Below are 25,547 nucleotides of genomic sequence, written 5' to 3'. Positions count from 1 at the left end.
GCAGCCCGTGTGCCATCAGGCGACTGGACAGCCGCATGGCGAACATTGCGGAAAAACCGTCGGCTCAAACAGCGACAAGGCCCTATTGGCGAATGGCTATCACAGATCGACGATAGCCGCAATACCGAAAAAACACCCGTCGCCGAACACTGCGGTCCTTTGAATGTACCTCAGGGACACAACCATCACTCCAAATGGAACCGGATATTCCATTAAATCCTTCGCCAGCACCCTCAGAATGGGGTAGCATCCCCCCGTTCCGATAAGCGAAGGAACAGGGGAGGAAAGATGAAACTCAAGAAGGCACTTGTGTCGATAACCGCCACAACAGCAGCACTGGGGGGCTTCACGATAGGCGGGGCAACGCCGGCCAGCGCCGCCGGCTACGGATGCGGGAGCGTCGGGCGCAACATCTCTGACGCCGTACATAAGGTCGTGGTAGGGGATATGCTCAATGGCCCGTCCGCGTCGTGCAGGCAGACCAGGTCTGTGGCAAGCGGCACAACCTTTTATGCATGGTGCGGCGTCTACAACAAGCACGGAAACCTCTGGGTGTACGGGCGCACATCGGACGACTCCACGGGGTGGATTTACTCACAGGACTTGACCAAGGAGTCCGGGTCAGTCAAGATCTGTTAATTTTGGTCTCGCGTAACGGTTCACCGGATATCTGGTCGCCCTTTTGCCTTGTTCCGAAGGAACTGCGACTGCTTCACTAAAGCGCCAGGTGGGTTTCGGTTTCCACGGCTCCCGAATTGGACTTCGGCTCGTCGAGACGGAATGGATACCGATCAGCCGAGGTTCGGGGAGTGCGTCGCCGCCCGATCGCAGATGTTGGTGACTTCCGCGTTGGAGTGCGGCTCCGGGTGGTCAGCCTGCTGCCGCCTGGACCGCCAGCAGCAGGCTAAGGCCAGCTGCACTGGCATCGTGCTCGCGAAGCTGAACGTGGCCAGCGAACTGGACCGAACGCGCGCTGCGTGGGCGGCTCCCTCAACTGTGCGAAAAAGGAGGGAGCCGCGACCGGTCCGTCGCCGGTCGGCCGATGGAAGTCGGGCAGCAAAACCTGATCTGCGATGGCAACGGTGCCCCGGCTCCATCTATCTCATCACCACCGCAGCGAACATCAGCGACGTCACGCAGACCTCGCCCTGGTCGGCGGCAGTTGAAACGTCTCGCCGTGAGCTGGGGGCGACGCCTCAAACTCCACGACGTCTTCCTCTCGTGGGATGCAGCCTCATCTGCTGGCGTCGCGTGAAGAAGACCAATTCATGATCCCGTTACGAGTTCATAGCCAGGCCAGCAACTTCAAGGCGGACTGAAAGATCTCCCGCCAGATACGCTTTTGCACGGCTTCCGCTCTGCTGTAGCAGGCCCGCAACCGGCTCCCCGCCGCTGTCCGGGCCACGATCAACCACCGCCGTCTACGGGTGGCGACCGCGCGTCCAGCTCGTCGCCACGTCCCATTTCGCGGATCGAACAAGCACCCCTACGATATCGGCGGTCACCTGCCTGCTGACGTCCGACGGTGCCGGCTTGCCAACAGTCGCCACGCCCGTAAGCGCAGGTCGCGACCACCAGATCTTCGTCGACCTGTTCCGCAACGGCCGGGTTACGGGTCTAAGGCGTCCGCCGCCCCTTGCGGGCCTAGGCAGGGGCCTTGACAGGGAACTCAAAGGGGCCCTTTAGGGGCCGCCTACAGGAACCCATGGCACACTCCTCCTCGATGGACATATCCGGGACCCAGCTCAGAGCCGTGCGCGCGGCGCTCTTCACGGCGCTCGTCGTGGCGCTCTCCGCCGCGTCGCACGTACTGCTCTCCCGGGTCCCCTTGCCGCTGACCACAGTGGCGGCCATCACCACCGCCGTCTTCGTCATCGCGTACGCGCTGGCGGGGCGCGAGCGCGGCTTCGGGCGGATCGCCGCCCTGCTGATCCCGCTTGAGCTGGCCGCCGACACGGTGTTCACCGCCGGTCAGCACGTCTGTTACGGCGAGGCGGGCGGCCCGGTGGCGGGTCCGCTGCGCTCCGTCGGCTTCGGCGTGCTCTGCGGTGGGGCTCCCCTGGGGACACCGCTGTCCAGGATGACCGGCGACGGGCACGGTGGCGCGGCGGCGCTGCTCGCGGACGTCGGCCCGGGCGCCGCCTGGCTACTGCTGGGGGCGCACGTCGGTGTGGGCCTGCTGGCGGCGGCCTGGCTGCGCCGCGGCGAGGCCGCGCTGGCGCAGCTGCTCGGCGCGGTGGCCGGCTGCGCCTTCCGTCCGTTGCTGGTCGCTGTCGCGGTGACCGGCGCCCCGGCCGCCCCCCGCCAGCCCGCGCCCGCCTACGCCCGATCCGTCGGGCCCGCCCGCGCCGTCCCGCTGCTCGTGCACAGCGTCGTCCGCCGTGGACCGCCCTGCGCGCTCGCTGCCTGAGACCGGCCGCGCCCTGTGCGCGCCCCTCGGACAGCACCGCCCCCAGGCATCCCCCGTCCACGGATCACACGGAGCACCACAGCCATGAGCAACCGCAACAACCAGGCCAACAAGCAGGCAGCACGCGAGCGGCTGCGCGCCGAGCGTGAGCGGCAGGCGAAGAAGGACCGGCTTCGCCGGCAGCTGATCGTCGGCGGCGCGATCGTCGGCGTCCTGGCGATAGCCGGCGGTATCGGGGTGGTGGTCGCCACCTCGGGCGACGACGGAGCGGACGCCCCGCTGGTCAAGCCCGCCAACTCCAGCGGCCCCAAGGGCACCACGATCGTCGTCGGCAAGGCGGACGCCAAGAACACCCTGGACCTCTTCGAGGACCCGCGCTGCCCCGGCTGCGCCTCCTTCGAGCAGGCCATCGGCGCCACCGTCGAGAAGGACATCAAGGACGGCAAGTACAAGGCGTCCTACCACCTGGGCACGTTCCTCGACGGCAACCTCCAGGGCACCGGCTCCAAGAACGCGCTGAATGCGCTGGGCGCCTCCCTCAACGTCAGCCCGGACGCCTTCCTGAAGTACAAGTACGCGCTGTTCTCGAAGGAGTTCCACCCGGAGGAGACCGGGCCGGACAAGTTCGCCGACGACGACTACCTGATCAAGGTCGCCGACACCGTCCCGGCGCTGAAGGGCAACGCCGCCTTCCAGAAGGCCGTCAAGGACGGCACGTACGACCGGTGGGCGCTGGAGGTCTCCAACGCCTTCAACTCCGTCAAGGACGTCAAGAGCACCCCGACGATCAAGCTCAACGGCACGGTGCTGGGCAAGGACACCCCGCAGGGCAAGGTGGCACCTTCCAGCGTGGCCGACTACAACTCCCTGGTGGACAAGGAACTGAAGAAGTGACGTAGGCGAAGGCCGGCCTCCGTGCCGCCTTCCTCGGCCGGCGTGCTCCGTGCGCGCCGGCCGATGCCAAATCTTGACCCGCCCCGGCGCCGTGCACATGGCAGACTCCCGACCGTGCAGGCGACGGGAGGACGTCCCGGGACCCGGCCGGCGGCCGCGCCGGGGGTCCAGCTCAGGGCGGTGCGGGCGGCGTTGTTCACCGCGCTGTGCACCACCCTGTCCGCGACCTCCCATGTCCTGCTCTCCCGCGCCCCGTTACCGCCCGCGTCGCTCGTCGCGATCTGCGCCGGCGTCTTCGCCGCTGCCTACGCGCTGACCGGACGGGAGCGTGGCTACGGCCGGACCGCCGCGCTGCTGGTGCCCCTGGAGCTGGCCGCCGACACCGTCTTCACCGCCGGACAGCACACCTGTTACGGCGGGGCCGGCGGCCCGGTCACCGGCCCGCTGCGCTCGGTCGGCGTCGATCTGCTGTGCGGGCGCGGCGAGTTGGGCACTCCGCTCGCCAGATTCGCCGCCCATATGGACACGCCGCTGCCCCCGGTGCCGGCGGCCGCCCCCTGGCTGCTGCTCGCCGCCCATGTCGCCGTCGGCCTGCTCGCCGCCGGCTGGCTGCACCGCGGTGACGCCGCCCTGGACGCCCTGCTGCGCGCCGCAGCGGCCGGCGCCTGCCGCCCGCTGCGCACCGCGGCCGCGGTGGTCACCACCGCGGTCCCCCCGCACCGCCGGCGGATCCGCCCCCTGCACCCGCTGCCGCCGGCCCGCCCGCTCCCCCTCCTCGTGCACTGCGTACGGCGCCGCGGTCCGCCCGCCCCGGCCGCCGCCTGACCAGTCCGCAGCAGTCACGACACCCCCGAGGGACGGAACCCCCCATGAGCAACCGCAACAACCAGGCCAACAAGGCCGCGGCCCGCGAACGCATCCGGGCCGAGCGCGAACGCCAGAAGAAGAAGGAGAAGCTGCGCCGTCAACTCGTCGTGGCGGGCACCGTGGCCGGTGTCCTGGTGGTGGCCGGCGGCGCCGGCTTCATGGTGATGAAGGCCAACGAGCCCAAGGGCTGGGAGGCCGCCAAGGAGGCCAAGCCCGTCGCGCCCGCCCACACCCAGGGCAAGAACGGCACCGAGATCCTGATAGGCGACAAGAACGCCAAGGAGACCCTGGAGGTCTTCGAGGACATCCGCTGCCCGGCGTGCGCCTCCTTCGAGCAGAGCAGCGGCGAGGCGCTGCTCAAGGACGTCGAGGACGGCCGCTACCGGGTCCGCTTCTCGATGTACACCTTCATCGACGACACCCCGGCCGGCGGCGAGGGCTCGAAGAACGCGCTGAGCGCGCTCGGCGCGGCGCTGAACGTCAGCCCGGAGGCGTTCCTGAAGTACAAGACGGCGCTGTACTCCGCCAAGTACCACCCCGAAGAGCAGGTGGACAGCTACGGCAAGGACTCCGAGCTGCTCAAGGTCGCGGCCACGGTGCCGGCGCTGAAGGGCAACAAGGCGTTCGAGACGGCGGTGAAGAAGGGCACCTACGACCGCTGGGCGATGGACATGACCGCGCTCTTCGGCCGTAAGGGCATCAAGCAGACGCCCAGCTTCATGCACGGCGACAAGAAGCTGGTGATGCCCCAGGTCCCGCAGCGGCAGATGACGCAGGCGCAGTACAACCAGCTCGCGCAGGCCAACTTCAAGAAGATGATCGACACGGAGTTCGGCCCGGCGAAGGGATCCGGGAAGCCGGACCCGGGCAAGGACGACAGCAAGGACGAAGGCGGATCGAAGGGCATTCGCGAGGGCGAAAAGGACCCCTCGGCCACCCGCTGAGCGCCTTTCGGACAACGGGTGGGCGAATTCTCGGGGTTCCCGTGAATTCGCCCTCCCGGGGCCACTTACCGAACAGTAGGGTGAGCGGCCGTGACCGATCATGACCAGATCTCGCGCCGCACTGCCGTCACGGCCGTAGCCGCCACCGCCGCACTTCTGCCGTTCGCCGGCGCCGCCACAGCGCACGCCCAAGAGGCCTCGGACCAGGCCCCGTTCTTCCAGCACGGGGTCGCCTCCGGTGACCCGCTCCCGGACGGTGTCCTGCTGTGGACCCGGGTCACGCCGACCCCGGCGGCCACCCCCGGATCCGGCCGGGGGCCGGCCACCAGGGTGAGCTGGCAGGTGGCGACCGACAAGGACTTCGCGTCCGTCGTCGCCCGGGGAAGCCTGACCAGCTCGGCCGCCACCGACCACACCCTCAAGGCGGACGTCCGCGGCCTGCAGCCGGCCACCCGCTACTACTACCGCTTCACCGTCGACGGGCAGCACTCCCCCGTCGGCCGGACCCGCACCGCCCCGGCCCACGACACCGCGGCCGGCAACATCCGCTTCGGTGTGGTCTCCTGCGCCAACTGGGAGTCCGGCTACTTCTCCCCGTACCGGCACCTGGCCGCCCGCACCGACCTGGACGCGGTGCTGCATCTCGGCGACTACCTCTACGAGTACAAGTCCGGCGAGTACCCGGAGTTCAAGTACGTCGTCCGCCCGCACTCCCCCGCCCACGAGCTGCTCACGCTCGCCGACTACCGCATCCGGCACGGCGTCCACAAGACCGACCCGGACGCGCTGGCCATGCACGCCTCGCACCCGGTCATCGCCATGTGGGACGACCACGAGTTCGCCGACAACGCCTGGAAGGGCGGCGCGACGAACCACACACCGGAGACCGAGGGCCCCTGGTCCGCGCGGATGGCCGCGGCGAAGCAGGCGTACTTCGAGTGGATGCCGGTGCGCCCGTCGACCGCCGGCACCACCTACCGCAGGCTGCGCTTCGGCACCCTCGCCGATCTGCATCTGCTGGACCTGCGGTCGTTCCGCGACGAGCAGGCCAAGCCGGGCAGCGGCGCGGTCGACGACCCGAGCCGTACGCTCACCGGGCGGGCCCAACTGGACTGGCTCAAGGCCGGTCTCGAACGCTCGGACACCGCCTGGCGGCTGGTCGGCACCTCGGTGATGATCTCGCAGGTCGCCTTCGGCGCCATCCCCGCGAAGCTGCTCGGCCCGCTCGCCGAGATCCTCGGGATACCCAAGGAGGGCCTGGCGATCAACACCGACCAGTGGGACGGCTACACCGATGACCGGCGCGAGCTGCTGAGCCACCTCAGCGACCGGGGTATCGACAACACCGTCTTCCTGACCGGCGACATCCACATGGCCTGGGCCAACGAGGTGCCGCTGCAGGCGGCGACCTACCCCGCCGACCAGCCGGTGGCGACGGAGTTCGTGGTCACCTCCGTCACCTCCGACAACGTGGACGACTTCCTGCACGTCGCCCCGCACACGGTCTCACTGGCCGGGGTCGCCGCCCTGAAGGCCGCCAACCGGCATGTGAAGTGGCTGGACATGGACTCCCACGGCTACGGGGTCCTGGACGTCAGCGCCGAGCGTACGCAGATGGACTACTTCGGGGTCTCCGACCGGACCGACCCGCAGGCCACCAGCGCGCTGCTGCGCTCGTACCGCACCCGGTCCGGCACCCAGCAGATGGAGCGGGCGGACCAGCCGGTCGGCTAGGGCCTGTCCGGCGGATCAGGGTCGGAGGGGCCCTGACCGAGCACGTCCCGGGCCTCGCCGGCCTGCCGGTTCACAGGTCGGCGAGGAAGCCCAGCGCCACCTTCCAGGCGCTCTCCGCGGCCTGTGCGTCGTAGTCGGGCAGCTCGGGATCGGTGAAGAGGTGGCCGGCGCCGGCGTAGCGGAAGACCTCCACGTCCGCGTCGGCCCGGCGCATCTGGAGATACCAGGAGTTCAGCCAGTCGTGCGGCTCGTACGGGTCCGGGTCGGCTACATGCAGCTGCACCGGCAGCTCGTCGGCGACGGTGTCCTCCGCGATGTCCGAGGTGCCGTGCAGCAGAAGCAGGCCGCGGGTCTTCTCGTCGCCCAGTGCGAGGTTCTGGGCGACCGAGCCGCCGAAGGAGAAACCGGCGTAGACCAGCCCGCGGTCGGAGTACGGCGCCACGGCCGTGATGGCCCGCTTGAGCAGCTCCTCCTTGCCGATCTCGTCCTTGATGAGAATGCCGTCCGGTACCGACTCGGCGGTCCGGCCGTCGAACAGATCGGGGACGATCACCTCGTGTCCCGCGGCCCGCAGCCGGTCCGCCGCGGCATGCACCGCGGGCCGCAGCCCGCACACCGAATGAAACAGGACAATCGTCGAAAGCCCGCTGGTCGAGGACTCGGTCGAGGCCGGCACTGACATCACTTCCCTGGGGTTGGATCGCTCTCGCCCCATCCTGCCAGTTACGGTCACGGGGACCGGGTACCAGCACACCACAGCCCCTCGCACCCCACGGAGGAGGAGTCCCGTGTCATTGGAGGACGTCCTGCGTCCGGTCGCCGTCATCGGCGGCGCGGTCCTGCTCACGCTCATCCTGGTCTGGCTCACCGACCGCGGCCTGCGCCGGATCGACGCCGCCCATCCCGAGACCCCGTTGTGGGGGCTGCTGCGGCGCTGCCGGATACCGCTGCAGGTGGCCCTGTGCACCGCGCTGCTGCGCGGCTCGTTCGACGAGGCGGGGCTGAAGGTCACCGCGGAGCACGAGGCGGGCGTCGGCCAGGCGCTGACCCTGGTCCTGATCGCGGCCACCGCCTGGCTGGTGGTCCGGGCCGCGGCGGCGATCGTCGAGTCCTCGTACTCCCGCTATGCGGCGAGCGGCCGGGACGCGGCACGGGTGCGGCGGGTGCGGACCCAGGTGACGCTGATCCAGCGGGTGGTGACGGCCGTGGTGATCGTCGTCGCGGCCGCCTCGATGCTGCTGACGTTCCCGGCGATGCGGGCGGTCGGCACGTCCATGCTGGCGTCCGCCGGACTGCTCGGCATCGTCGCCGGTATAGCCGCCCAGTCCACCCTCGGCAATCTCTTCGCGGGGCTGCAGATCGCCTTCGGTGACATGGTGCGCATCGGGGACACCGTCGTCGTGGACGGCGAGTGGGGCACCGTCGAGGAGATCACGCTGACCTCGCTGACCGTACGGACCTGGGACGAGCGCCGGATCACCATGCCGGTCTCGTACTTCACGGGCAAGCCGTTCGAGAACTGGTCGCGCGGCGGGGCGCAGATGACCGGCACGGTCTTCTTCCACCTCGACCACAGCGCGCCGGTGGAGAAGATGCGCCAGCAGCTGCTCGAAATCCTCCAGGAGTGCTCGGACTGGGACGGCAGGTCCTGGAGCCTGGTGGTCACCGACACCACCCCGTCCACGATCGTGGTACGGGCGCTGGTCACCGCCCGGGACGCGGACGCCCTCTGGGAGGTGCGCTGCGAGGTCCGTGAGCGGCTGCTGGAGTGGCTGCGGACCGAGCATGCCTACGCGCTGCCGCGGATCAGCACCGCACCGGCGCCGTCCGGGGTCCCGGAGGCCCGCCACGGCGAGGAGCCGGACGCCCGGCGGCCGTCGAAGGACTGAGGGTGCGCAGCCACCCGGCCGCGCCCCGGCGTCACGGCGTGTGCCGCAGACTGCGCATGTCCAGATGCCGCAGCACCCGGTCGACGATCTCCGGGTCCGCGCCCGGCTCACTGCGCGCGGCCAGCACCTCGTGCCGGGCGGCCGAGAGCATCTCGCCCTGGATGCGGTGCACCTTCTTCATCCGGTGGATGCGCTTCTCGAAGAGCTCGCGCCGCTCGTCGTCGACGATGTCCGGCGCGATTCGGGCGCCCATGTCGTACGCCCGGCGGGCCAGCTGGTCGCTGACCTCCTCGGGCAGCTCCTCGACCTCCAGGATCTCCTTCAGCCGCCGCTTGGACGCCTTGATCACCCGGATCGCCAGCTCCCGCTCCAGCGCGTCGACGGCATCGGTGTCGGCCCGCACCCGCAGTCTGCGCACCAGCCAGGGCAGGGTGAGGCCCTGGATGAGGAGGGTGCTGAGCACCACCGCAAAGGCGATGAAGAGGATGTCGTCGCGGGCCGGGAAGCCGTTGCCGCCGTCGATGCTGAAGGGAATCGCCAGCGCCAGCGCCACGGAGGCCACTCCGCGCATCCCCGACCACCACATGATGAGCGTCTCCCGCCAGCTCATCGGGATCTCCTCGTCATAGTCGCGGAGCTTGTGCATCCGCTTGGCCAGCCAGGCGGCGGGCAGCAGCCACAGCAGCCGGACGCCGACGACCACCGCGACGACGGCGGCGCCCGCCCCGAGCAGCTGCCCCCAGCGGTGCGAGGCGGCGCCGAAGATGTTGTGCAGCTCCAGACCGATCAGCCCGAAGGCGACGCCGGTGACGAGGGTGTCGACGACCTCCCAGAAGGTGTAGCCGGCCAGCCGGCCCATCACATCGTCCGCGTCGACGGCGTACTCGGCCAAAAAGAGCGCGCAGGTCAGCACCGCGAGCACACCGGACCCGTGGAACTCCTCGGCCAGCACATAGGCGACGAACGGCACCAGCAGCGTCAGGCCGATCTGCAGCGTCGGGTCACCGAGCAGCCCCATCAGCTTGTTGGTGACCCAGCCGAGCGCCAGACCGACCGCTATGGCCACCACCGCGGACAGCACCAGCGAGCCGACCGCGGCGGGCAGCGAGAAGGTGCCGCTGACGGCCGCGGCGAGGGCGACGTGGTAGAGCACGATCGCGGTGACGTCGTTGAACAGCCCCTCGCCCTCCAGGATGGAGACCAGCCGGCGGGGCAGTCCCAGCTTGCCGGCGACGGCGGTCGCGGCGACCGGGTCGGGCGGTGCGACCAGCGCACCGAGCACCACCGCCGCGGCCACCGGCATCCCGGGCACCACCGCCTGGGCGACCGCGGCGACCGCGGCGGTGGTGGCGAAGACCAGCGCCACGGCGAGCAGGAAGATCGGCCGGAGATTGGCGGTGAACTGCCGCCAGGAGGTGCGCTGGACGGCCGCGTAGAGCAGCGGCGGCAGCACCACCGGCAGGATGAACTCCGGCGGCACCTCGACATTGGGCACGAACGGCAGCAGCGCCAGGACGGCCCCCGCGAGGGTCATCAGCACCGGTGACGGGAGCCGCAGCCGGTCGCCGACCGGAACCATGACCACGGCTCCGAGCAGCAGGACGAACATCAGAGCCAGCTGGTCCACGGTGGCGACGCTCCGGGGTCGGATCCGGTCAATGTCCGCCCCCAGCCTGCCACGGGGCCGCAGGTTGCCCGCCGTGTCGGCGCCTTGGAAGGACGCTGCGTCAGCTGCTCTCGTCCCGGACGGTGTCGAGGGCGTGCTGCAGATCGTCCGGGTAGGAGCTCTCGAACTCGACCCAGCGGCCGTCCGAGGGGTGCTCGAAGCCCAGCCGGACCGCGTGCAGCCACTGCCGGCCGACGCCCAGCCGCTTGGCGAGGGTGGGGTCCGCGCCATAGGTCAGATCGCCGACGCAGGGGTGGCGGTGCGCGGCCATGTGCACCCGGATCTGGTGGGTGCGGCCGGTCTCCAGCTTGATGTCGAGCAGGCTGGCCGCCCGGAACGCCTCTATCAGGTCGTAGTGGGTGACGGACGCCTTGCCCTCGGCGGTGACCGCCCACTTGTAGTCGTGCTGGGGGTGGCGGCCGATGGGGGCGTCGATGGTGCCGCTCATCGGGTCCGGATGGCCCTGGACCAGGGCGTGGTAGCGCTTGTCGACCGTACGCTCGCGGAACTGCTGCTTGAGCAGGGTGTAGGCACGCTCGGACTTGGCGACGGCCATCAGACCGGAGGTGCCGACGTCGAGGCGGTGCACGATGCCCTGGCGCTCGGCGGCGCCGGAGGTGGAGATGCGGTAGCCGGCCGCGGCCAGGCCGCCGATGACGGTGGTTCCGGTCCAGCCGGGGCTCGGGTGGGCGGCGACCCCGACCGGCTTCATGATCACGACGATGTCGTCGTCGTCATGCACGATCTCCATGCCCTCGACGGGCTCGGCGACGATCTCGACGGGCGGCGCGGCCTGCGGCATCTCGACCTCCAGCCACGCGCCGCCGTGCACCCGCTCCGACTTCATCACCTCGGATCCGTCGACCCGGACCTTTCCGGCGGCGGCGAGTTCGGCCGCCTTCGTACGGGAGAAGCCGAACATCCGGGCCAGCGCGGCGTCTACGCGCTCGCCCTCCAGGCCGTCCGGTACGGGCAGGGTGCGGATCTCGGGAATGGTGCTCACCCCACGAGTATGGCAGTCCCGACATGGTGTCCTGCCCGGCGGCCGGGGCCCGGGCGGACGGACGGACGGTCCGCCGGGGCCGGTCAGTCCTTGTGCACGGTCCCGTCGGGGTCCAGCCCCCGGAAGGAAAGGATCACGATCAGCACGCCGCCGCAGACGATCGCGGAGTCGGCGAGGTTGAAGACCGCGAAGTGCGCCGGCGCGATGAAGTCGACCACCGCACCCTCGAAGACGCCGGGCGCGCGGAAGATCCGGTCGGTGAGATTGCCGAAGGCGCCACCGAGCAGCAGCCCGAGCGCGATCGCCCAGGGCAGGCTGTAGAGCTTGCGGGCGATCCGCGCGATCACCAGGATCACGGCCGTCGCGATGATGGTGAGGAAGATCGTCAGCGCCTCGCCCATGCCGAACGCCGCGCCGCGGTTACGGATCACCGTGAACCGCAGCAGCGTCCCGATCACCTCGATGGGCGCATGGTGCTCCAGCTTCGCGACCACGAGGAGTTTGCTGCCCAGGTCGAGCAGGTAGACGAAGAGCGCGACCAGCAGCAGTGCGAGGATCCGCCGCTTGCCGCGGTCCTTGCCCTGCTCCGGCTGCACCGTACCTCCCCCTTCGGATCCCGTCGTGGGATCCGCTCCGGCACCCGGCTCGGGTTCCGGCGTACCGGTGATGCGTTCCGCCTCTGCCACGTGTGAGTCCTCAGCCCGTTGTGTCCCCGGCCGGGCCGTGCCCGGCTGAACCACGAGAGTACGGCACACGCGTGCGGCAGCGGGCGGTACGGGTGCCGTCCGCGCCACCGGGCCGTCACCTCAGCGGCGCTCCTGTTGCTGCTTGCACTCCACGCACAGCGTCGCGCGCGGGAAGGCCTGCATCCGTGCCTTGCCGATGGGGTTGCCGCAGTTCTCGCACAGCCCGTAGGTGCCCGCGTCCAGCCGGCCGAGGGCGCGCTCGGTCTGGTGGAGCATCTCGCGGGCGTTGGAGGCGAGCGCCAGCTCGTGTTCGCGGGTGATGTTCTTGCTGCCGGTGTCGGCCTCGTCGTCCCCCGCGCCGTCCCCGGAGTCACGCATCAGCCCTGCGATGGCGTCCTCGGCCGAGACGATCTCCAGCCGCAGCCGGGACGTCTCCTCCATCAGTTCGGTCCGTGCCTCGGCGACCTCCGCCGGCGTCCAGGGGTCCTCGCCGGGCCGTACGGCGAGCTCGTCCGGCGCCGCGGCCACCCGGGCCATGGGCACCGCGGAGTCATTGCCGTGCGCCGTGGCCGATGCGGCCGCAGTCTTCTTCGCCACCACCGTCTTGGCTCCCGTCTTCTTAGCGGGCACCGCGGCCGTCTTGGCCGGAGCCTTGTTCGCGGCCTTCTTCGCCGCCGTCTTCTTCACCACCGTCTTCTTCGCCGCCGTCTTCTTCGCGGCGGCCCGCTTCGGCGCCGCCTTCTTGGCCGTCGCCTTCTCCGGCGTGGTCGTACCGGCCGCCGTCTTCTTGGCCGCGGCCTTCTTCGGAGCTGTCTTCTTCGCTGCAGGCTGCTTCGCGACGGCCTCGTCGGCAGGCGTCGTGCTCTTCTCCGCGGCGGTCTTTTTCGCCACCATGGCCGCGACCCCTTCACATATGTGACTTTGTTCGCGAATCGTGACGGGAACGATAAATCGCCACACGCCACGCGGCAACGGGACGCACCGCCCTTCGGGTCCCGGCACCCGGCCCGGAAGGGCGGCCCGTCTCGGTTGTGCCCGCTCCCCGCCCGGCGAATCCGCCCATAGGGGGTGCAGCGGGCCGCTGGCCATTCGGGTCATCGCGCGGGCCCGCCCCGCGGCGCGGCGAAGGGCCGGACCACCCCGTACGGCCCCCCTCGGCGGGCCCCGCCCCGGGCCGCCGGAAATCCGGTCGGCCGCTGTCGGCCCGGCCCCGTACACTGGGCCCAGCGAGAGGCATTGACGGGACGAGTAGCGCCGTACGCAGCCAGCAGCGACCCGGGGACGGTGGGAGCCCGGGGGCGTGCACGACGTGAAGATCACCCCGGAGCCGCCGGAAGAAAGCTTTGGGTAGTGGGCTCCGCCCACGGGCTTGGACAGTGGGCTTGGCCCACGGGCCTCGGGCCACCCAAGGGGAGTAGAACCGGCAGCGCGACCCCAATGAGGGGGCGGTGCAGCGACACCGCCAAGGAGGGTGGTACCGCGGGAGCCCAGGCTCTCGTCCCTCCGGACGGAGAACGCAGCAGGTGTCCGCCGGAGGAAGCCCCCGATGAGTCCGCAGCCCCAGTACCGCCAGGTACCCGCCCAGGTAGACCTCCCCGCCCTCGAGCACGCCGTGCTCGAGTTCTGGCAGGAGCAGAAGGTCTTCGCCCGTACCCTCCAGCAGTCCGAGGGACGGCCCGAGTGGGTCTTCTACGAGGGTCCCCCGACCGCCAATGGCATGCCCGGCGCGCACCACATCGAGGCGCGCGTCTTCAAGGACGTCTTCCCCCGGTTCCGGACGATGCAGGGCTACCACGTCGACCGCAAGGCCGGCTGGGACTGCCACGGCCTCCCGGTCGAGCTGGCCGTGGAGAAGGAGCTGGGCTTCAACGGCAAGAAGGACATCGAGGCGTACGGCATCGCCGAGTTCAACGCCAAGTGCCGGGAGTCGGTGACCCGCCACACCGACGCCTTCGCCGCGCTCACGACCCGTATGGGCTACTGGACCGACCTGGACGCCCCGTACCGCACGATGGACCCCGACTACATCGAGTCGGTGTGGTGGTCGCTGAAGGAGATCTTCAACAAGGGCCTGCTGGTCCAGGACCACCGCGTCGCCCCCTGGTGCCCGCGCTGCGGCACCGGCCTGTCGGACCACGAGCTGGCGCAGGGTTACGAGAACGTCGTCGACCCCTCGGTCTTCGTCCGCCTGCCGCTGACGTCCGGCCCGCTGGCCGGCCGGGCCGCGCTGCTGATCTGGACGACCACCCCCTGGACCCTGGTCTCCAACACCGCCGTCGCCGCGCACCCCGACGTCACCTATGTCGTCGCCACCGACGGCACCGAGCAGCTGGTCGTCGCCGAGCCGCTGCTGGAGAAGGCACTCGGCGAGGGCTGGACCGCCACCGGCGAGTCGTTCACCGGCAGCGAGATGGAGCGCTGGGCCTACGAGCGCCCCTTCGGCCTCGTCGAGCTCGAGGGCGCCAACATCGTCGTCAACGCCGAGTACGTCACCACCGACGACGGCACCGGCCTCGTCCACCAGGCCCCGGCCTTCGGTGAGGACGACCTCAAGACCTGCAAGGCGTACGACCTGCCGGTGATCAACCCGGTCCGCCCGGACGGCACCTTCGAGGAGCAACTGGCCCTGGTCGGCGGCCAGTTCTTCAAGAAGGCCGACGAGGCCCTGGTGGCCGACCTCGATGCCCGCGGCCTGCTCTTCAAGCACATCGCCTACGAGCACAGCTACCCGCACTGCTGGCGCTGCCACACCGCGCTGCTCTACTACGCCCAGCCCTCGTGGTACATCCGCACCACCGCGATCAAGGATGCCCTGCTCCGGGAGAACGAGAACACCAACTGGTTCCCCGAGTCGGTCAAGCACGGCCGCTTCGGCGACTGGCTCAACAACAACATCGACTGGGCGCTGTCCCGCAACCGCTACTGGGGCACCCCGCTGCCCATCTGGCGCTGCGAGGAGGATCACCTCACCTGCGTCGGCTCGCTCACCGAGCTCACCGAGCTGACCGGCACCGACCAGTCCGACCTGGACCCGCACCGCCCGTTCATCGACGGGATCACCTTCGCCTGCCCGACCTGTCAGGGCACCGCGACCCGCGTCCCGGAGGTCATCGACGCCTGGTACGACTCGGGCTCGATGCCGTTCGCGCAGTGGGGCTACCCGTACCGCAACAAGGAGCTGTTCGAGAAGCGCTACCCGGCGCAGTTCATCTCCGAGGCCATCGACCAGACCCGTGGCTGGTTCTACACCCTGATGGCCGTCGGCACCCTGGTCTTCGACAAGTCGTCGTACGAGAACGTGGTCTGCCTGGGCCACATCCTCGCCGAGGACGGCCGCAAGATGTCCAAGCACCTGGGCAACACCCTCCAGCCGATCCCGCTCATGGACCAGCACGGCGCCGACGCGGTCCGCTGGTTCATGGCCGCCGGCGGCTCCCCCTGGGCCGCCCGCCGGGTGGGCCACGGCACCATCCAGGAAGTCGTCCGCAAGACACTGCTGACGTACTGGAACACCGTCGCCTTCCAGGCGCTGTACGCCCGTACGTCCGGCTGGGCGCCCTCCGCGGCCGACCCCGCCCCGGCCGACCGCCCGCTGCTGGACCGCTGGCTGCTCGGTGAGCTGAACACCCTGGTCGAGCAGGTCACCGAGTCGCTGGAGTCCTTCGACACCCAGCGCGCCGGCAAGGTGCTGTCGTCCTTCGTCGACGACCTCTCCAACTGGTACGTACGCCGCTCCCGCCGCCGCTTCTGGCAGGGCGACGCGGCCGCGCTGCGGACGCTCCACGAGGTCATCGAGACCGTCACCCGGCTCATGGCGCCCCTCACCCCGTTCATCACCGAGCGGGTCTGGCAGGACCTGGTCGTCCCGGTCACCCCGGACGCCCCGGACTCCGTCCACCTCACCAGCTGGCCGGTCGCCGACCGGACGCTCATCGACCCGGCGCTGTCCGGCCGGATGCAGCTGGTGCGCCGGCTGGTCGAGCTGGGCCGGGCCACCCGCGCCGAGTCGGGGGTGAAGACCCGCCAGCCGCTGTCCCGTGCGCTGGTCGCGGCCCACGGGTTCGCGGACCTGTCCGAGGACCTGCGCGCACAGATCGCCGAGGAGCTCAACGTCAGCTCGCTGGCCTCGCTGGCTGAATCCGCCTCTGGTCGAGGGGGCGGCGGATCCCTGGTCGACACCACCGCCAAGGCGAACTTCCGTGCTCTGGGCAAGCGGTTCGGCAAGGGCGTCCAGGCGGTCGCCAAGGCCGTCGCCGCCGCGGATGCCGCCGCCCTCTCCCTCGCGCTGCGCGAGGGCACGGCGAGCGTCGAGGTCGACGGGGAGACCGTCTCGCTCGCCCCCGACGAGGTCATCATCACCGAGACCCCGCGCGAGGGCTGGTCGGTGGCGTCCGACGCGGGCGCCACGGTCGCCCTCGACCTGGAGATCACTCCGGAGCTGCGCCGGGCGGGCCTGGCCCGCGACGCGATCCGGCTGATCCAGGAGGCCCGTAAGAACAGCGGCCTCGACGTCGCCGACCGGATCGCGCTGCGCTGGCAGTCCACCGACGAGGAGCTGCGCACGGCACTGGCCGACCACGCCGGCCTGATCTCCGACGAGGTGCTGGCCACGGACTTCGCCCCCGGCGAGGCGGACGGTTCCTACGGCCCCGCGTTCACCGACGAGAGCCTGGCCCTCACGTTCCAGCTGCGCAAGGCGTAACCGCGGACGCGGTTCGCCGCGACGCACCGAGCCCCCCGGCGCCACCGCACCGGGGGGCTCTGCCGTCCCCGCGGACGGGCCCGCACCGCGCGCACAAGTCCACACAAAAGGGCCGGGCCCCGAAGGAATGTTCCCTCGGGGCCCGGCCCTGATTGCCGACTGTGCGCGCTACGCGGACGTCAGTTGTCGTCCTCGTCGATCAGGAAGCCGCGCATCGGCGACGGCGTCTGCTGCATCGGCTGCGGGCTCTGCGGACGCACCGGAGCCATCGGCTGGGTCATCGCCGGCGACATCTGCTGCTGACCGCCGTAGGACGGACCGCTGCTGGACTGACCGGCCATGGAGTGGTTGCCGCCACCCATCGACTGACCGCCACCCATGGTGTGGTTGCCGCCCATGGTGCCGGCACCGGCCGACGCCATCGACGGGGACGGCGGCAGCGAAGCGGTCGCCGGGGTCCGCGGCGGGGCCAGCGAGTCGTCCGCCTGGTTCTCCAGCTGACGCAGCTGGCTCTCCAGGTAGGACTTCAGCCGCGTGCGGTACTCGCGCTCGAAGCCGCGCAGGTCCTCGACCTTGCGCTCCAGCGTCGCGCGGGCCGACTCCAGCGAGCCCATCGCCACGCGGTGCTTCTCCTGCGCGTCCCGCTCCAGCGCATCGGCCTTGGCGCGGGCGTCCCGCTCCAGGCCCTCGGCACGGCTGCGCGCCTCGCCGACGATCTTGTTGGCCTCGGAACGGGCCTCCGCGATCGCCTGGTCAGCGGTCTGCTGTGCCAGCGACAGCACGCGCGCGGCGCTGTCACCACCGGGACCACCCTGCTGGCCGCCCTGCGGCAGCTGCTGGGGTCCGCCGGGGCCGCCCATCGGGCCACCCATCGGGCCGCCGGGGCCCATCGGACCGGGACCGTGCGGACCCTGCGGTCCGTGGCCACCGGGACCAGGAGGCAGCTGAGGTGCACCACCGGGCAGTTGGGGAGGTCCACCCATCCCCTGCTGCTGCGGCGGCACCGGCTGCGGACCGGATATGGCGGCGGGCACCGGAGCCCCGGGACGCTGCTGCTGCTCCTGCTGCTGGTCGGGTCCCTTGCGCAGGCCCTGCTGCTGCTGGTTCTGCGCGGCGGCGCGGGTGGCAGCGGCCAGCTTGGCGCGAAGGTCCTCGTTCTCCCGCAGGAGCCGGGTCAGTTCGGCTTCGACCTCATCGAGGAAGGCATCGACCTCGTCCTCGTCATAGCCTTCTCGGAGGCGGACGGTCGTGAACTGCTTGTTCCGCACGTCCTCGGGGGTCAACGGCATCTCTACTTCACCTCAACGTAGTCGTCGGCAATCGGCAAGACCGTATCGTTCACACCAACAACACCGTCCTCACGACGGTGATCAGGATGTACACGATGATCATCAATACGAAGAAGGACAGGTCGAGCGCCACGCCCCCGAGACGCAGCGGCGGGATGACCCGCCGCAGAAGCTTGAGTGGCGGATCAGTGACAGTGTAGGCGGCCTCAAGAACGACCACCATCGCCTTGCCGGGTTGCCATGAACGGGCGAACTGGAAGACATAGTCCATCACCAGCCGGAAGATCAACACGATCAGGAAGCAGTACAGCGCGATGTAGATCACCTGACCAAAGACACTCATCTCGCGCCGTCCCTCTCCCCTTGCCTTGCTCCTGTGTTGGCCTCACGGCCTCGGTGTGCCCGGTGTTGCGTCTCAGCTCTGGTTGAAGAACCCGCCCTCTGCGATACGGGCCTTGTCCTCCGCCGTGACATCGACGTTAGCAGGCGACAACAGGAACACCTTCTGCGTCACCCGCTCGATGCTGCCGTGAAGACCAAACACCAAACCGGCCGCAAAGTCGACAAGTCGCTTCGCGTCGGTGTCGTCCATCTCCGTCAGATTCATGATCACCGGAGTGCCCTCACGGAAGTGTTCCCCGATGGTACGGGCTTCGTTGTAGGTCCGGGGGTGGAGTGTGGTGATGCGGTAGGGCTCCCGCTCGGACACAACCTTGGGCATGATCACCGGTGCGTTCTTCTCCAGATTCGGACGGTCGGGTGTGATGGATGCCACGGGGGCGATTCGCGCGGGTCGTCCGTTTTCCGCGGCAAGCGGGGCCGGTTCACGTTGCGCCGGAGGTGTCACGGCGCGGACGGGTTCCTCCCGTTCCGGGGGAATTTCGGCCTGCACCGGGTGCTGTTGACGCCGCCCCCGATCGGGTTCCGGGTCAAGCTCGGGCTCGAACTCGTCATCGGGGTCGAACCCCCGGCCGTCGTACCCATCGTCCTCCACGAGGCCGAGGTAGACCGCCATCTTGCGCATCGCGCCGGCCATTCTCTGCGTCCTCCGCTCTGTGGTGGATCGGCTCCGTCACCAGGGGCCTTGGATCCACTCGGCCTGCCCCGCTTTTTACGGGAATGACCATATTTTGTGCTGTGGTCCGACTTGCTTGGCGACGTTACCGGAGCCGTGGTCGGACTCCGAGTACCGCAGTGCCGACGCGCACATGTGTCGCCCCGGCCGCCACGGCGTCTTCGAGGTCCGCGCTCATGCCTGCTGACACCATGTTGGCAGCAGGATGGTCCGTGCGCAGGTCGGATGAGATTTCCATGAGCCGTTCGAAGGCGGCGAGTTCACGTCCGGCATAGGGCCCGGCCAGCGGCGCGACGGTCATCACACCGTCCAGACGCAGACCTTGGGACCCGGCGATCTGCGCGGCGAGCGGCGCGGCACCGTCCGGCGCCACACCTCCCCGTTCACCCCGCACACCCGACTCCGCGTCAAGTGCCACCTGGATCAGGCAACCCAGTTCACGCCCGGCACGCACCGCCTCCTTGGAGAGCGCGGTGACAAGCCTGGAGCGGTCGACCGACTGAACAATTCCGGCATAACCGGCCACGGACCGCACCTTGTTCGTCTGCAGTTGACCAACGAAGTGCCAAGTAAGGGGCAAATCAGCGCATTCAGCGGCCTTGAACGCCGCTTCCTGATCGCGGTTCTCCGCGACCTGCCGCACCCCCAGTTCCGCGAGCAGCCGCACATCGCTCGCGGGGTAGGTCTTGGTGACCACGATCAGGGTCACCTCCTCACGCGGCCGGCCCGCCTTGGCGCAGGCGGCGGAGATACGTTCCTCCACCTGTGCCAGGTTCTGTGCCAGTTGCGTCTTGCGGTCGTCGGTCACGGCGTGGCCTCCCCCAGCCCCGGGCCGGGGGTGCCCCCGAGCCATACATAGCTCGCGAGCCGCCCCGTCGTACGGTCGCGCCGGTAAGAGAAGTGGTCCGCGGATTCGCGGGTGCAGATGTGGGAATCCTCACGCACCAGCACGCCCTCCGCGGCGAGTTGGGCCCGTACGCCTGCGGTGACGTCCACCGCGGGAGTGCCCCAACTGGTCGCCGCACGGGCCTCGGGCACCACCGCGGCGACATCGGAGCGCATCTCCTCGGGCACCTCGTAACAGCGCCCGCAGATCGCCGGTCCGGTGTACGCGACGATCCGCGCCGGCTCCGCGCCCCGCTTCACCATCGCCTCGACCACCGCCGGAACGACCCCGGCGACCAGGCCGGGCCGGCCGGCGTGCGCGGCCCCCGCGATCCCGGCGACCGGGTCGGCGAGCAGGACCGGGGTGCAGTCAGCGGTCAGGACCGCGAGCGCAAGACCCCGGCGATCCGTCACCACCGCGTCCACACCGGGGATGTCGTGGCCGTGCCAGGGACCGTCGACCACCGCGACGTCCCGGCCGTGGACCTGGTTCATCCAGACCACGGCGGCCGGGTCGAGACCGAGTTCCACCGCGGCGCGGGCACGGTTGGTGTGTACGGCCTGCGGGTCGTCGCCGACCGCGCCGCCCAGGTTGAGCTGCTCATACGGAGCGGCGCTCACCCCGCCCCACCTGTCGGTGAAGGCGAAATGCGCGCCGCTCTCGTGGTGCTGTTGCCCTATCACTTCAGTGCTTCGGTCACTTCAGGAAGTCGGGAACGTCCAGTTCCTCGGCCGCGGAGTCCGAGTACGGACGGGCCGGGGGAACCTGCGGAGCGCTCGCCGGGGACGACGGGACCTCGCCCAGTGAGGAGGAGGACTCGGCGGGTGCCGGCTCCTCGTCCCGTACGGGCACCGAACCCAGTCCGCCGAAGGACGACGAACGCGGCTCGGGCGGAGTGGCCGGACGGCTCGGGGCCGGGGCGGGCTCCTCGCGCTTCGGGGAGGACAGTGCGGAGGACTGCGCATCCCGGCGGGCCGGCGGCTGACCGCCGTCGAAGCCCGCGGCGATGACGGTCACCCGTACCTCGTCGCCCAGCGCATCGTCGATGACCGCACCGAAGATGATGTTGGCTTCCGGGTGTGCGGCCTCGCTGACCAGCTGGGCGGCCTCGTTGATCTCGAAGAGACCGAGGTCGGAGCCGCCGGAGATGGACAGCAGCACACCGCGGGCGCCGTCGATGGACGCCTCCAGGAGCGGCGAGGAGATCGCCATCTCCGCGGCGGCCACCGCGCGGTCGTCGCCACGCGCCGAACCGATCCCCATGAGGGCCGATCCGGCCTCCGACATCACGGACTTGACGTCGGCGAAGTCGAGGTTGATCAGACCCGGGGTGGTGATCAGATCGGTGATGCCCTGGACACCCGACAGCAGCACCTGGTCCGCAGACTTGAACGCGTCGAGCACGCTCACCTGGCGGTCCGAGATGGACAGCAGTCGGTCGTTGGGGATCACGATGAGGGTGTCGACCTCTTCGCGCAGCTGGGCGATGCCGTCCTCGGCCTGGTTGGCGCGACGGCGGCCCTCGAAGGTGAACGGCCGGGTGACCACACCGATCGTCAGGGCGCCCAGCGAGCGGGCGATGTTGGCGACGACGGGGGCGCCACCGGTGCCGGTGCCGCCGCCCTCGCCCGCGGTCACGAAGACCATGTCGGCCCCCTTGAGGACCTCCTCGATCTCCTCGCGGTGGTCCTCGGCCGCCTTGCGACCCACATCCGGGTTGGCGCCGGCGCCGAGTCCGCGGGTCATTTCGCGGCCGACGTCAAGCTTGACGTCGGCGTCGCTCATCAGCAGCGCCTGCGCATCGGTGTTGATCGCGATGAACTCGACGCCCTTGAGCCCGACCTCGATCATCCGGTTGATGGCGTTCACGCCACCGCCGCCGATGCCGACGACCTTGATGACTGCGAGGTAGTTCTGCGGTGCTGCCACGTCGAAGGCCTCTCGCCTCGAGTTACGTGTCGTCGCCGCACTGCGTGTGGACGCCGACTGATGCCGATGGGACGGTTCGTATCGCCGACCCGAACCCTAACGTTGAAGTTTAGGGTTACCTGTGCCTGTGTTCCTTGGTTCCATAGTCCCTTTGGAACGAGACACTAAGTCGACAAGGCGCGCCCGTTCAACGAACACGCCGAACCTCCCGTTTTTCTTTTCACCCTATGTGATCACCCATAGTCGTAGCCATCCAGGGTGCTGGCCTGCGGCTACGGACGTCAACTCCCGGACACCGCAGGGGCGCTGGGCACCGAGATGTCGAAGTGACGCCCGTCAGGTGCCGCTTTCAGCAGTGCGGTCAGCACCTTTGCCTTTTCGGGGCCCTGTTCGCGGCTGCCCCAGGCGACCGTGCGGTCGTTGTCCAGTTCGAGGGTGATGGCGTCGTAGGACCGTACGCGGACCTTCCGTACGTCCTTGTGTACGACGGCGGGCAGGTCCTGGGCGACCTCGACCGCGGCGCGCCGCAACCGGTCGATTCCGAACCGGCGCAGACTCGGGGAGTCGGATGCGGTCATTTCCAGAAGCGGAACGCCCTTGGGGGCCGTGCCGACGGTGGCGAACCGGACACCCTCGGCGTCCACTTCGACAAACTTTCTGCCCGCTCGCATCAGCAGTTCCGGCACTCTTTCCGTCACTTTGAGGCCGATTGTGTGCGGCCAGGACCGCTCGACGTCCACCGTCCTGATGCGCGGCAGCCGGGCCCGCAGCCGGCGGGCCAGCGCGTCCGTGTCCACGGAGGCCAGCGGCGCATTCATCGGGGCGTCCGCCGCGGCGACGACTTCATGCGGTGTCAGAACCTTGGTGCCGGTGGTGCTGACGCGCTCCGCGCGGAGCCAGTCCGAGGCGTAGAGGGCCCAGACGCCGAACGCGCCGAGCAGCACCGTGACGACCAGGATGATGATCAGACCACGGCGGCTCGGCGCGCGAAGAGGAAGGCGCTCCCACCGGAATCTTCGCCCGGGGGGCGCCGCGGCGGAGGGCGGGCCGGACGGTGACTTCTTCTCCCCGCGTTGGGCGGTTGTCGGTCCGGCCACGCTCCCTGCCTTCTCTCGTGGGCTACTTGTTGTTCTGCGCGATCGCCTCGTACACCATGCCGACCAACAGCTCATCGGCGTCCCGGCGGCCGAACTCGGAGGCCGCGCGCGACATCTCGTACAGCCGGTGCGGATCGGCCAGGACCGGGAGCACGCTGTTCTGCACCCAGTCCGGGGTCAGCTGGGCGTCGTCGACCAGCAGGCCCCCGCCGGCGTTGACCAGCGGCTGGGCGTTGAGCCGCTGCTCGCCGTTGCCGATGGGCAGCGGGACGAACGCGGCCGGGAGCCCGACGGCGGACAACTCGGCGACGGTCATTGCGCCCGCGCGGCAGAGCATCATGTCGGCCGCGGCGTACGCGAGATCCATCCGGTCCACGTACGGTACCGGGACATAGGGGGGCATCCCGGGCATGTTGTCCACATGCGGCAGTTCGTTCTTCGGGCCGACCGCGTGCAGGACCTGGATACCGGCGCGCTGCAGGACCGGAACGGCGGCCTGGATGACCTCGTTCAGCCGTCGGGCACCCTGGGAACCACCGGACACCAGCAGGGTCGGGAGGTTGGGGTCGAGGCCGAAGGCGGCCCGCGCCTCGGGGCGGACCGCGGCGCGGTCCAGGGTGGCGATGGTGCGGCGCAGCGGAATGCCGACATAGCGGGCACCGCGCAGCTTGCTGTCCGGGGTGCTGACGGCGACGAACTTGGCGTACCGCGAGCCGATCTTGTTGGCCAGGCCGGGGCGGGCGTTGGCCTCGTGGACGATGATCGGCACCCCGAGCCGCTTGGCGGCCAGATAGCCGGGCAGCGCCACATAGCCGCCGAAGCCGACGACACAGTCCGCCTTCGTGCGCTCCAGGATCTGCTCGGCGGCCTTGATCGTGCCGCGCAGCCGCCCGGGGACGGTGATCAGCTCGGGGGTGGGCTTGCGCGGCAGCGGCACGGCCGGGATCAGGCCCAGCTCATAGCCGCGCTCCGGGACGAGCCGGGTCTCCAGGCCCTTCTCCGTACCGAGTGCCGTGATCCCCACGGTGGGGTCCTGCCTCCGCAGTGCGTCCGCGAGGGCGAGCGCGGGCTCGATGTGGCCGGCGGTCCCCCCACCGGCGAGTACGACATGCACCGAAATTCACCGCTCTCCGGACGGCCGCTTCTTGACGCGCCGTCTCATCGTCTTCCATCTCACCCCAGCCTGCCTCCTGCCGAAGACCGGCTGCCGCATGGCCAACGCCGCCCGTGCAGCGGGCTCGTCACGCGCGAAGGCGATCAGGAGCCCGATGGCGAACATCGTCGGCAGCAGGGCGGAGCCTCCGTAGGAGAACAGCGGGAGCGGGACACCGGCGATCGGCAACAGGCCGAGCACTGCACCGATGTTGATCACGGCCTGGGCCGTGATCCAGGTGGTCACGCCTCCCGCGGCGTACCGTACGAAGGGGTCCTCCGTGCGTCCGGCCACGCGGATACCCGCATAGCCTAGAGCCGCGAAGAGGGCGAGCACCGACAGCGTCCCCGCCAGACCCAGTTCCTCCCCGGTGATGGCGAAGATGAAGTCGGTGTGCGGTTCAGGGAGTTCACCCCATTTTTCCATACTTGCACCGAGGCCGGAACCGAAGAATCCGCCGGACGCCAGGGCATAGATGCCGTGCACGGCCTGCCAGCACTGGTCACCGGGCCCCGGATCGGTCGCTCCGATGCAGGCCAGCCGGGACATCCGGTTGGCGCTGGTCTTGATCAGCAGCGCCCCGATCAGGGTGGCGGCGCCCAGCACCCCCACGAACAGCCGGGTCGGCGCCCCGGCCAGCCACAGCAGTCCGAAAAGGATCGCGGTGAGAATGATCGCGGTCCCCATGTCGCCACCGAGCATGATCAGCCCGAGCAGCAGGAACGCCACCGGGATCAGCGGCACCAGCAGATGCTTCCACTGCACCAGCAGCCTTTTGTCCTGTTTGCGGGCCAGGAGATCGGCGCCCCACATCACCAGCGCGAGCTTGGCGAACTCGCTCGGTTGCATCTGGAAAGGTCCGCCGAGGCTGATCCAGTTCTGGTTGCCGTTGACCGCGACCCCTATGCCCGGAATCTGCACCAGGCACATCAGGAACACCGAGACGGCGAGCAGCGGATAGGCCAGCCCGCGGTGCAGCCGTACCGGCATACGGGAGGCGGCCAGCAGCAGCCCGCCGCCGAGGACGGCGGCGAGCAGCTGCTTGCGGAAGAAGTACGTCGGGGCCAGACCGGACTGCAGCGCCTTGATCTGGGACGCCGAGTAGACCATCACCAGCCCCAGGACGGTGATCAGCAGGCTGCCGCCGAGGATCAGGTAGTAGGCGGTCAGCGGGCGGTCCCAGGCCCGTTTCAGCCGGGTGTGGAGCCCCCGGAGGCCGCCCGGTGTGCGTCCGCCGCGCGGCTTGCGCGCGGTGGAGGGCCGGCGCACCGGACGCGGCCTGGCCGCCTTCGCCGATCGGGCCGTCATCCTCGTCCCCTCCAC

At 69.8% G+C, this 25,547-nt stretch carries 22 protein-coding genes; 8 read left to right on the top strand and 14 right to left on the bottom strand.

Going from position 1 to position 25,547, the window contains the following annotated elements:
- The first annotated feature begins 288 nt into the window (after positions 1-288).
- From SLV14N_RS29460 to SLV14N_RS29435, 6 genes are all read left to right on the top strand, one after another.
- Entirely contained in the window at positions 289-639 is a 351-nt protein-coding gene (locus SLV14N_RS29460; RefSeq protein ID WP_208685003.1) for a hypothetical protein, read from the top strand.
- Positions 640-1,723: 1,084 nt separating this feature from the next.
- Positions 1,724-2,410 carry a hypothetical protein gene (locus SLV14N_RS29455; protein ID WP_208688158.1) on the top strand — a complete coding sequence of 229 codons (687 nt, stop codon included), beginning with the start codon at positions 1,724-1,726 and terminating at the stop codon, positions 2,408-2,410.
- Positions 2,411-2,494: 84 nt separating this feature from the next.
- Entirely contained in the window at positions 2,495-3,304 is an 810-nt protein-coding gene (locus SLV14N_RS29450; RefSeq protein WP_263271752.1) for a DsbA family protein, read from the top strand.
- 114 nt (positions 3,305-3,418) lie between these two features.
- Positions 3,419-4,129, top strand: a complete 711-nt coding sequence (locus SLV14N_RS29445; protein ID WP_263271751.1) for a hypothetical protein — start codon at positions 3,419-3,421, stop codon at positions 4,127-4,129.
- 44 nt (positions 4,130-4,173) lie between these two features.
- Positions 4,174-5,115, top strand: a complete 942-nt coding sequence (locus SLV14N_RS29440) for a DsbA family protein (RefSeq protein WP_263271750.1) — start codon at positions 4,174-4,176, stop codon at positions 5,113-5,115.
- A gap of 90 nt (positions 5,116-5,205) precedes the next feature.
- Entirely contained in the window at positions 5,206-6,849 is a 1,644-nt protein-coding gene (locus tag SLV14N_RS29435; protein WP_208684995.1) for an alkaline phosphatase, read from the top strand.
- A 70-nt stretch (positions 6,850-6,919) separates the two neighbouring features.
- On the opposite strand, the gene SLV14N_RS29430 is transcribed toward SLV14N_RS29435, so the two are convergent.
- A complete protein-coding gene (locus SLV14N_RS29430; protein ID WP_263271749.1) occupies positions 6,920-7,531 on the bottom strand; it encodes a dienelactone hydrolase family protein in 612 nt (203 codons plus the stop codon).
- Between the two features lie 112 nt (positions 7,532-7,643).
- Here SLV14N_RS29430 and SLV14N_RS29425 point away from each other — a divergent pair, with 112 nt between their 5' ends.
- Positions 7,644-8,738 (top strand): mechanosensitive ion channel family protein, encoded by a 1,095-nt coding sequence (locus tag SLV14N_RS29425; RefSeq protein ID WP_263273316.1) that lies wholly within the window; start codon positions 7,644-7,646, stop codon positions 8,736-8,738.
- A gap of 31 nt (positions 8,739-8,769) precedes the next feature.
- On the opposite strand, the gene SLV14N_RS29420 is transcribed toward SLV14N_RS29425, so the two are convergent.
- From SLV14N_RS29420 to SLV14N_RS29405, 4 genes are all read right to left on the bottom strand, one after another.
- A complete protein-coding gene (locus SLV14N_RS29420; protein WP_208684991.1) occupies positions 8,770-10,365 on the bottom strand; it encodes a Na+/H+ antiporter in 1,596 nt (531 codons plus the stop codon).
- Between the two features lie 100 nt (positions 10,366-10,465).
- Positions 10,466-11,407: an RluA family pseudouridine synthase gene (locus tag SLV14N_RS29415; protein ID WP_018090264.1), complete on the bottom strand. Its 942-nt coding sequence runs from the start codon at positions 11,405-11,407 to the stop codon at positions 10,466-10,468.
- 83 nt (positions 11,408-11,490) lie between these two features.
- The gene (gene lspA, locus SLV14N_RS29410; RefSeq protein WP_208684989.1) at positions 11,491-12,093 is read right to left on the bottom strand and encodes a signal peptidase II; all 603 of its coding nucleotides are present in this window, start codon (positions 12,091-12,093) and stop codon (positions 11,491-11,493) included.
- Positions 12,094-12,213: 120 nt separating this feature from the next.
- Positions 12,214-12,987 (bottom strand): TraR/DksA C4-type zinc finger protein, encoded by a 774-nt coding sequence (locus SLV14N_RS29405; protein WP_208684987.1) that lies wholly within the window; start codon positions 12,985-12,987, stop codon positions 12,214-12,216.
- Positions 12,988-13,639: 652 nt separating this feature from the next.
- Here SLV14N_RS29405 and ileS point away from each other — a divergent pair.
- Positions 13,640-16,795: an isoleucine--tRNA ligase gene (gene ileS / locus SLV14N_RS29400; RefSeq protein WP_208684985.1), complete on the top strand. Its 3,156-nt coding sequence runs from the start codon at positions 13,640-13,642 to the stop codon at positions 16,793-16,795.
- 179 nt (positions 16,796-16,974) lie between these two features.
- Here ileS and SLV14N_RS29395 read toward each other — a convergent pair whose 3' ends face one another.
- The 9 genes from SLV14N_RS29395 to ftsW form a co-directional block, all read right to left on the bottom strand.
- Positions 16,975-18,084 carry a DivIVA domain-containing protein gene (locus SLV14N_RS29395; RefSeq protein WP_026169744.1) on the bottom strand — a complete coding sequence of 370 codons (1,110 nt, stop codon included), beginning with the start codon at positions 18,082-18,084 and terminating at the stop codon, positions 16,975-16,977.
- A gap of 49 nt (positions 18,085-18,133) precedes the next feature.
- Positions 18,134-18,427, bottom strand: coding sequence for a YggT family protein (locus tag SLV14N_RS29390; protein WP_069568188.1), 294 nt, complete (start codon positions 18,425-18,427; stop codon positions 18,134-18,136).
- Between the two features lie 72 nt (positions 18,428-18,499).
- On the bottom strand, positions 18,500-19,120 hold the full coding sequence (locus SLV14N_RS29385; RefSeq protein ID WP_042162053.1) for a cell division protein SepF: 621 nt from the start codon (positions 19,118-19,120) through the stop codon (positions 18,500-18,502).
- Between the two features lie 124 nt (positions 19,121-19,244).
- Entirely contained in the window at positions 19,245-20,012 is a 768-nt protein-coding gene (locus SLV14N_RS29380; RefSeq protein ID WP_208684983.1) for a YggS family pyridoxal phosphate-dependent enzyme, read from the bottom strand.
- Complete coding sequence (pgeF, locus tag SLV14N_RS29375) at positions 19,964-20,728, bottom strand: peptidoglycan editing factor PgeF (RefSeq protein WP_208684981.1); 765 nt, start codon at positions 20,726-20,728, stop codon at positions 19,964-19,966. Before pgeF ends, SLV14N_RS29380 begins: the two co-directional genes overlap by 49 nt.
- 13 nt (positions 20,729-20,741) lie before the next feature.
- Positions 20,742-21,974: a cell division protein FtsZ gene (gene ftsZ, locus SLV14N_RS29370; protein WP_018090253.1), complete on the bottom strand. Its 1,233-nt coding sequence runs from the start codon at positions 21,972-21,974 to the stop codon at positions 20,742-20,744.
- 281 nt (positions 21,975-22,255) lie between these two features.
- Positions 22,256-23,071 (bottom strand): cell division protein FtsQ/DivIB, encoded by an 816-nt coding sequence (locus tag SLV14N_RS29365; protein WP_208684979.1) that lies wholly within the window; start codon positions 23,069-23,071, stop codon positions 22,256-22,258.
- 22 nt (positions 23,072-23,093) lie between these two features.
- Complete coding sequence (gene murG / locus SLV14N_RS29360; protein WP_208684977.1) at positions 23,094-24,185, bottom strand: undecaprenyldiphospho-muramoylpentapeptide beta-N-acetylglucosaminyltransferase; 1,092 nt, start codon at positions 24,183-24,185, stop codon at positions 23,094-23,096.
- A 6-nt stretch (positions 24,186-24,191) separates the two neighbouring features.
- Positions 24,192-25,532: a putative lipid II flippase FtsW gene (gene ftsW, locus SLV14N_RS29355; RefSeq protein ID WP_208684974.1), complete on the bottom strand. Its 1,341-nt coding sequence runs from the start codon at positions 25,530-25,532 to the stop codon at positions 24,192-24,194.
- Positions 25,533-25,547 lie beyond the last annotated feature (15 nt).

This window comes from Streptomyces sp. Je 1-4 4N24 (assembly GCF_026239515.1).
Lineage (GTDB): Bacteria > Actinomycetota > Actinomycetes > Streptomycetales > Streptomycetaceae > Streptomyces > Streptomyces nigrescens.
The sequence above is the reverse complement of the archived record's forward strand: the minus strand, read 5'-3'. Positions and strand labels throughout refer to the sequence as shown.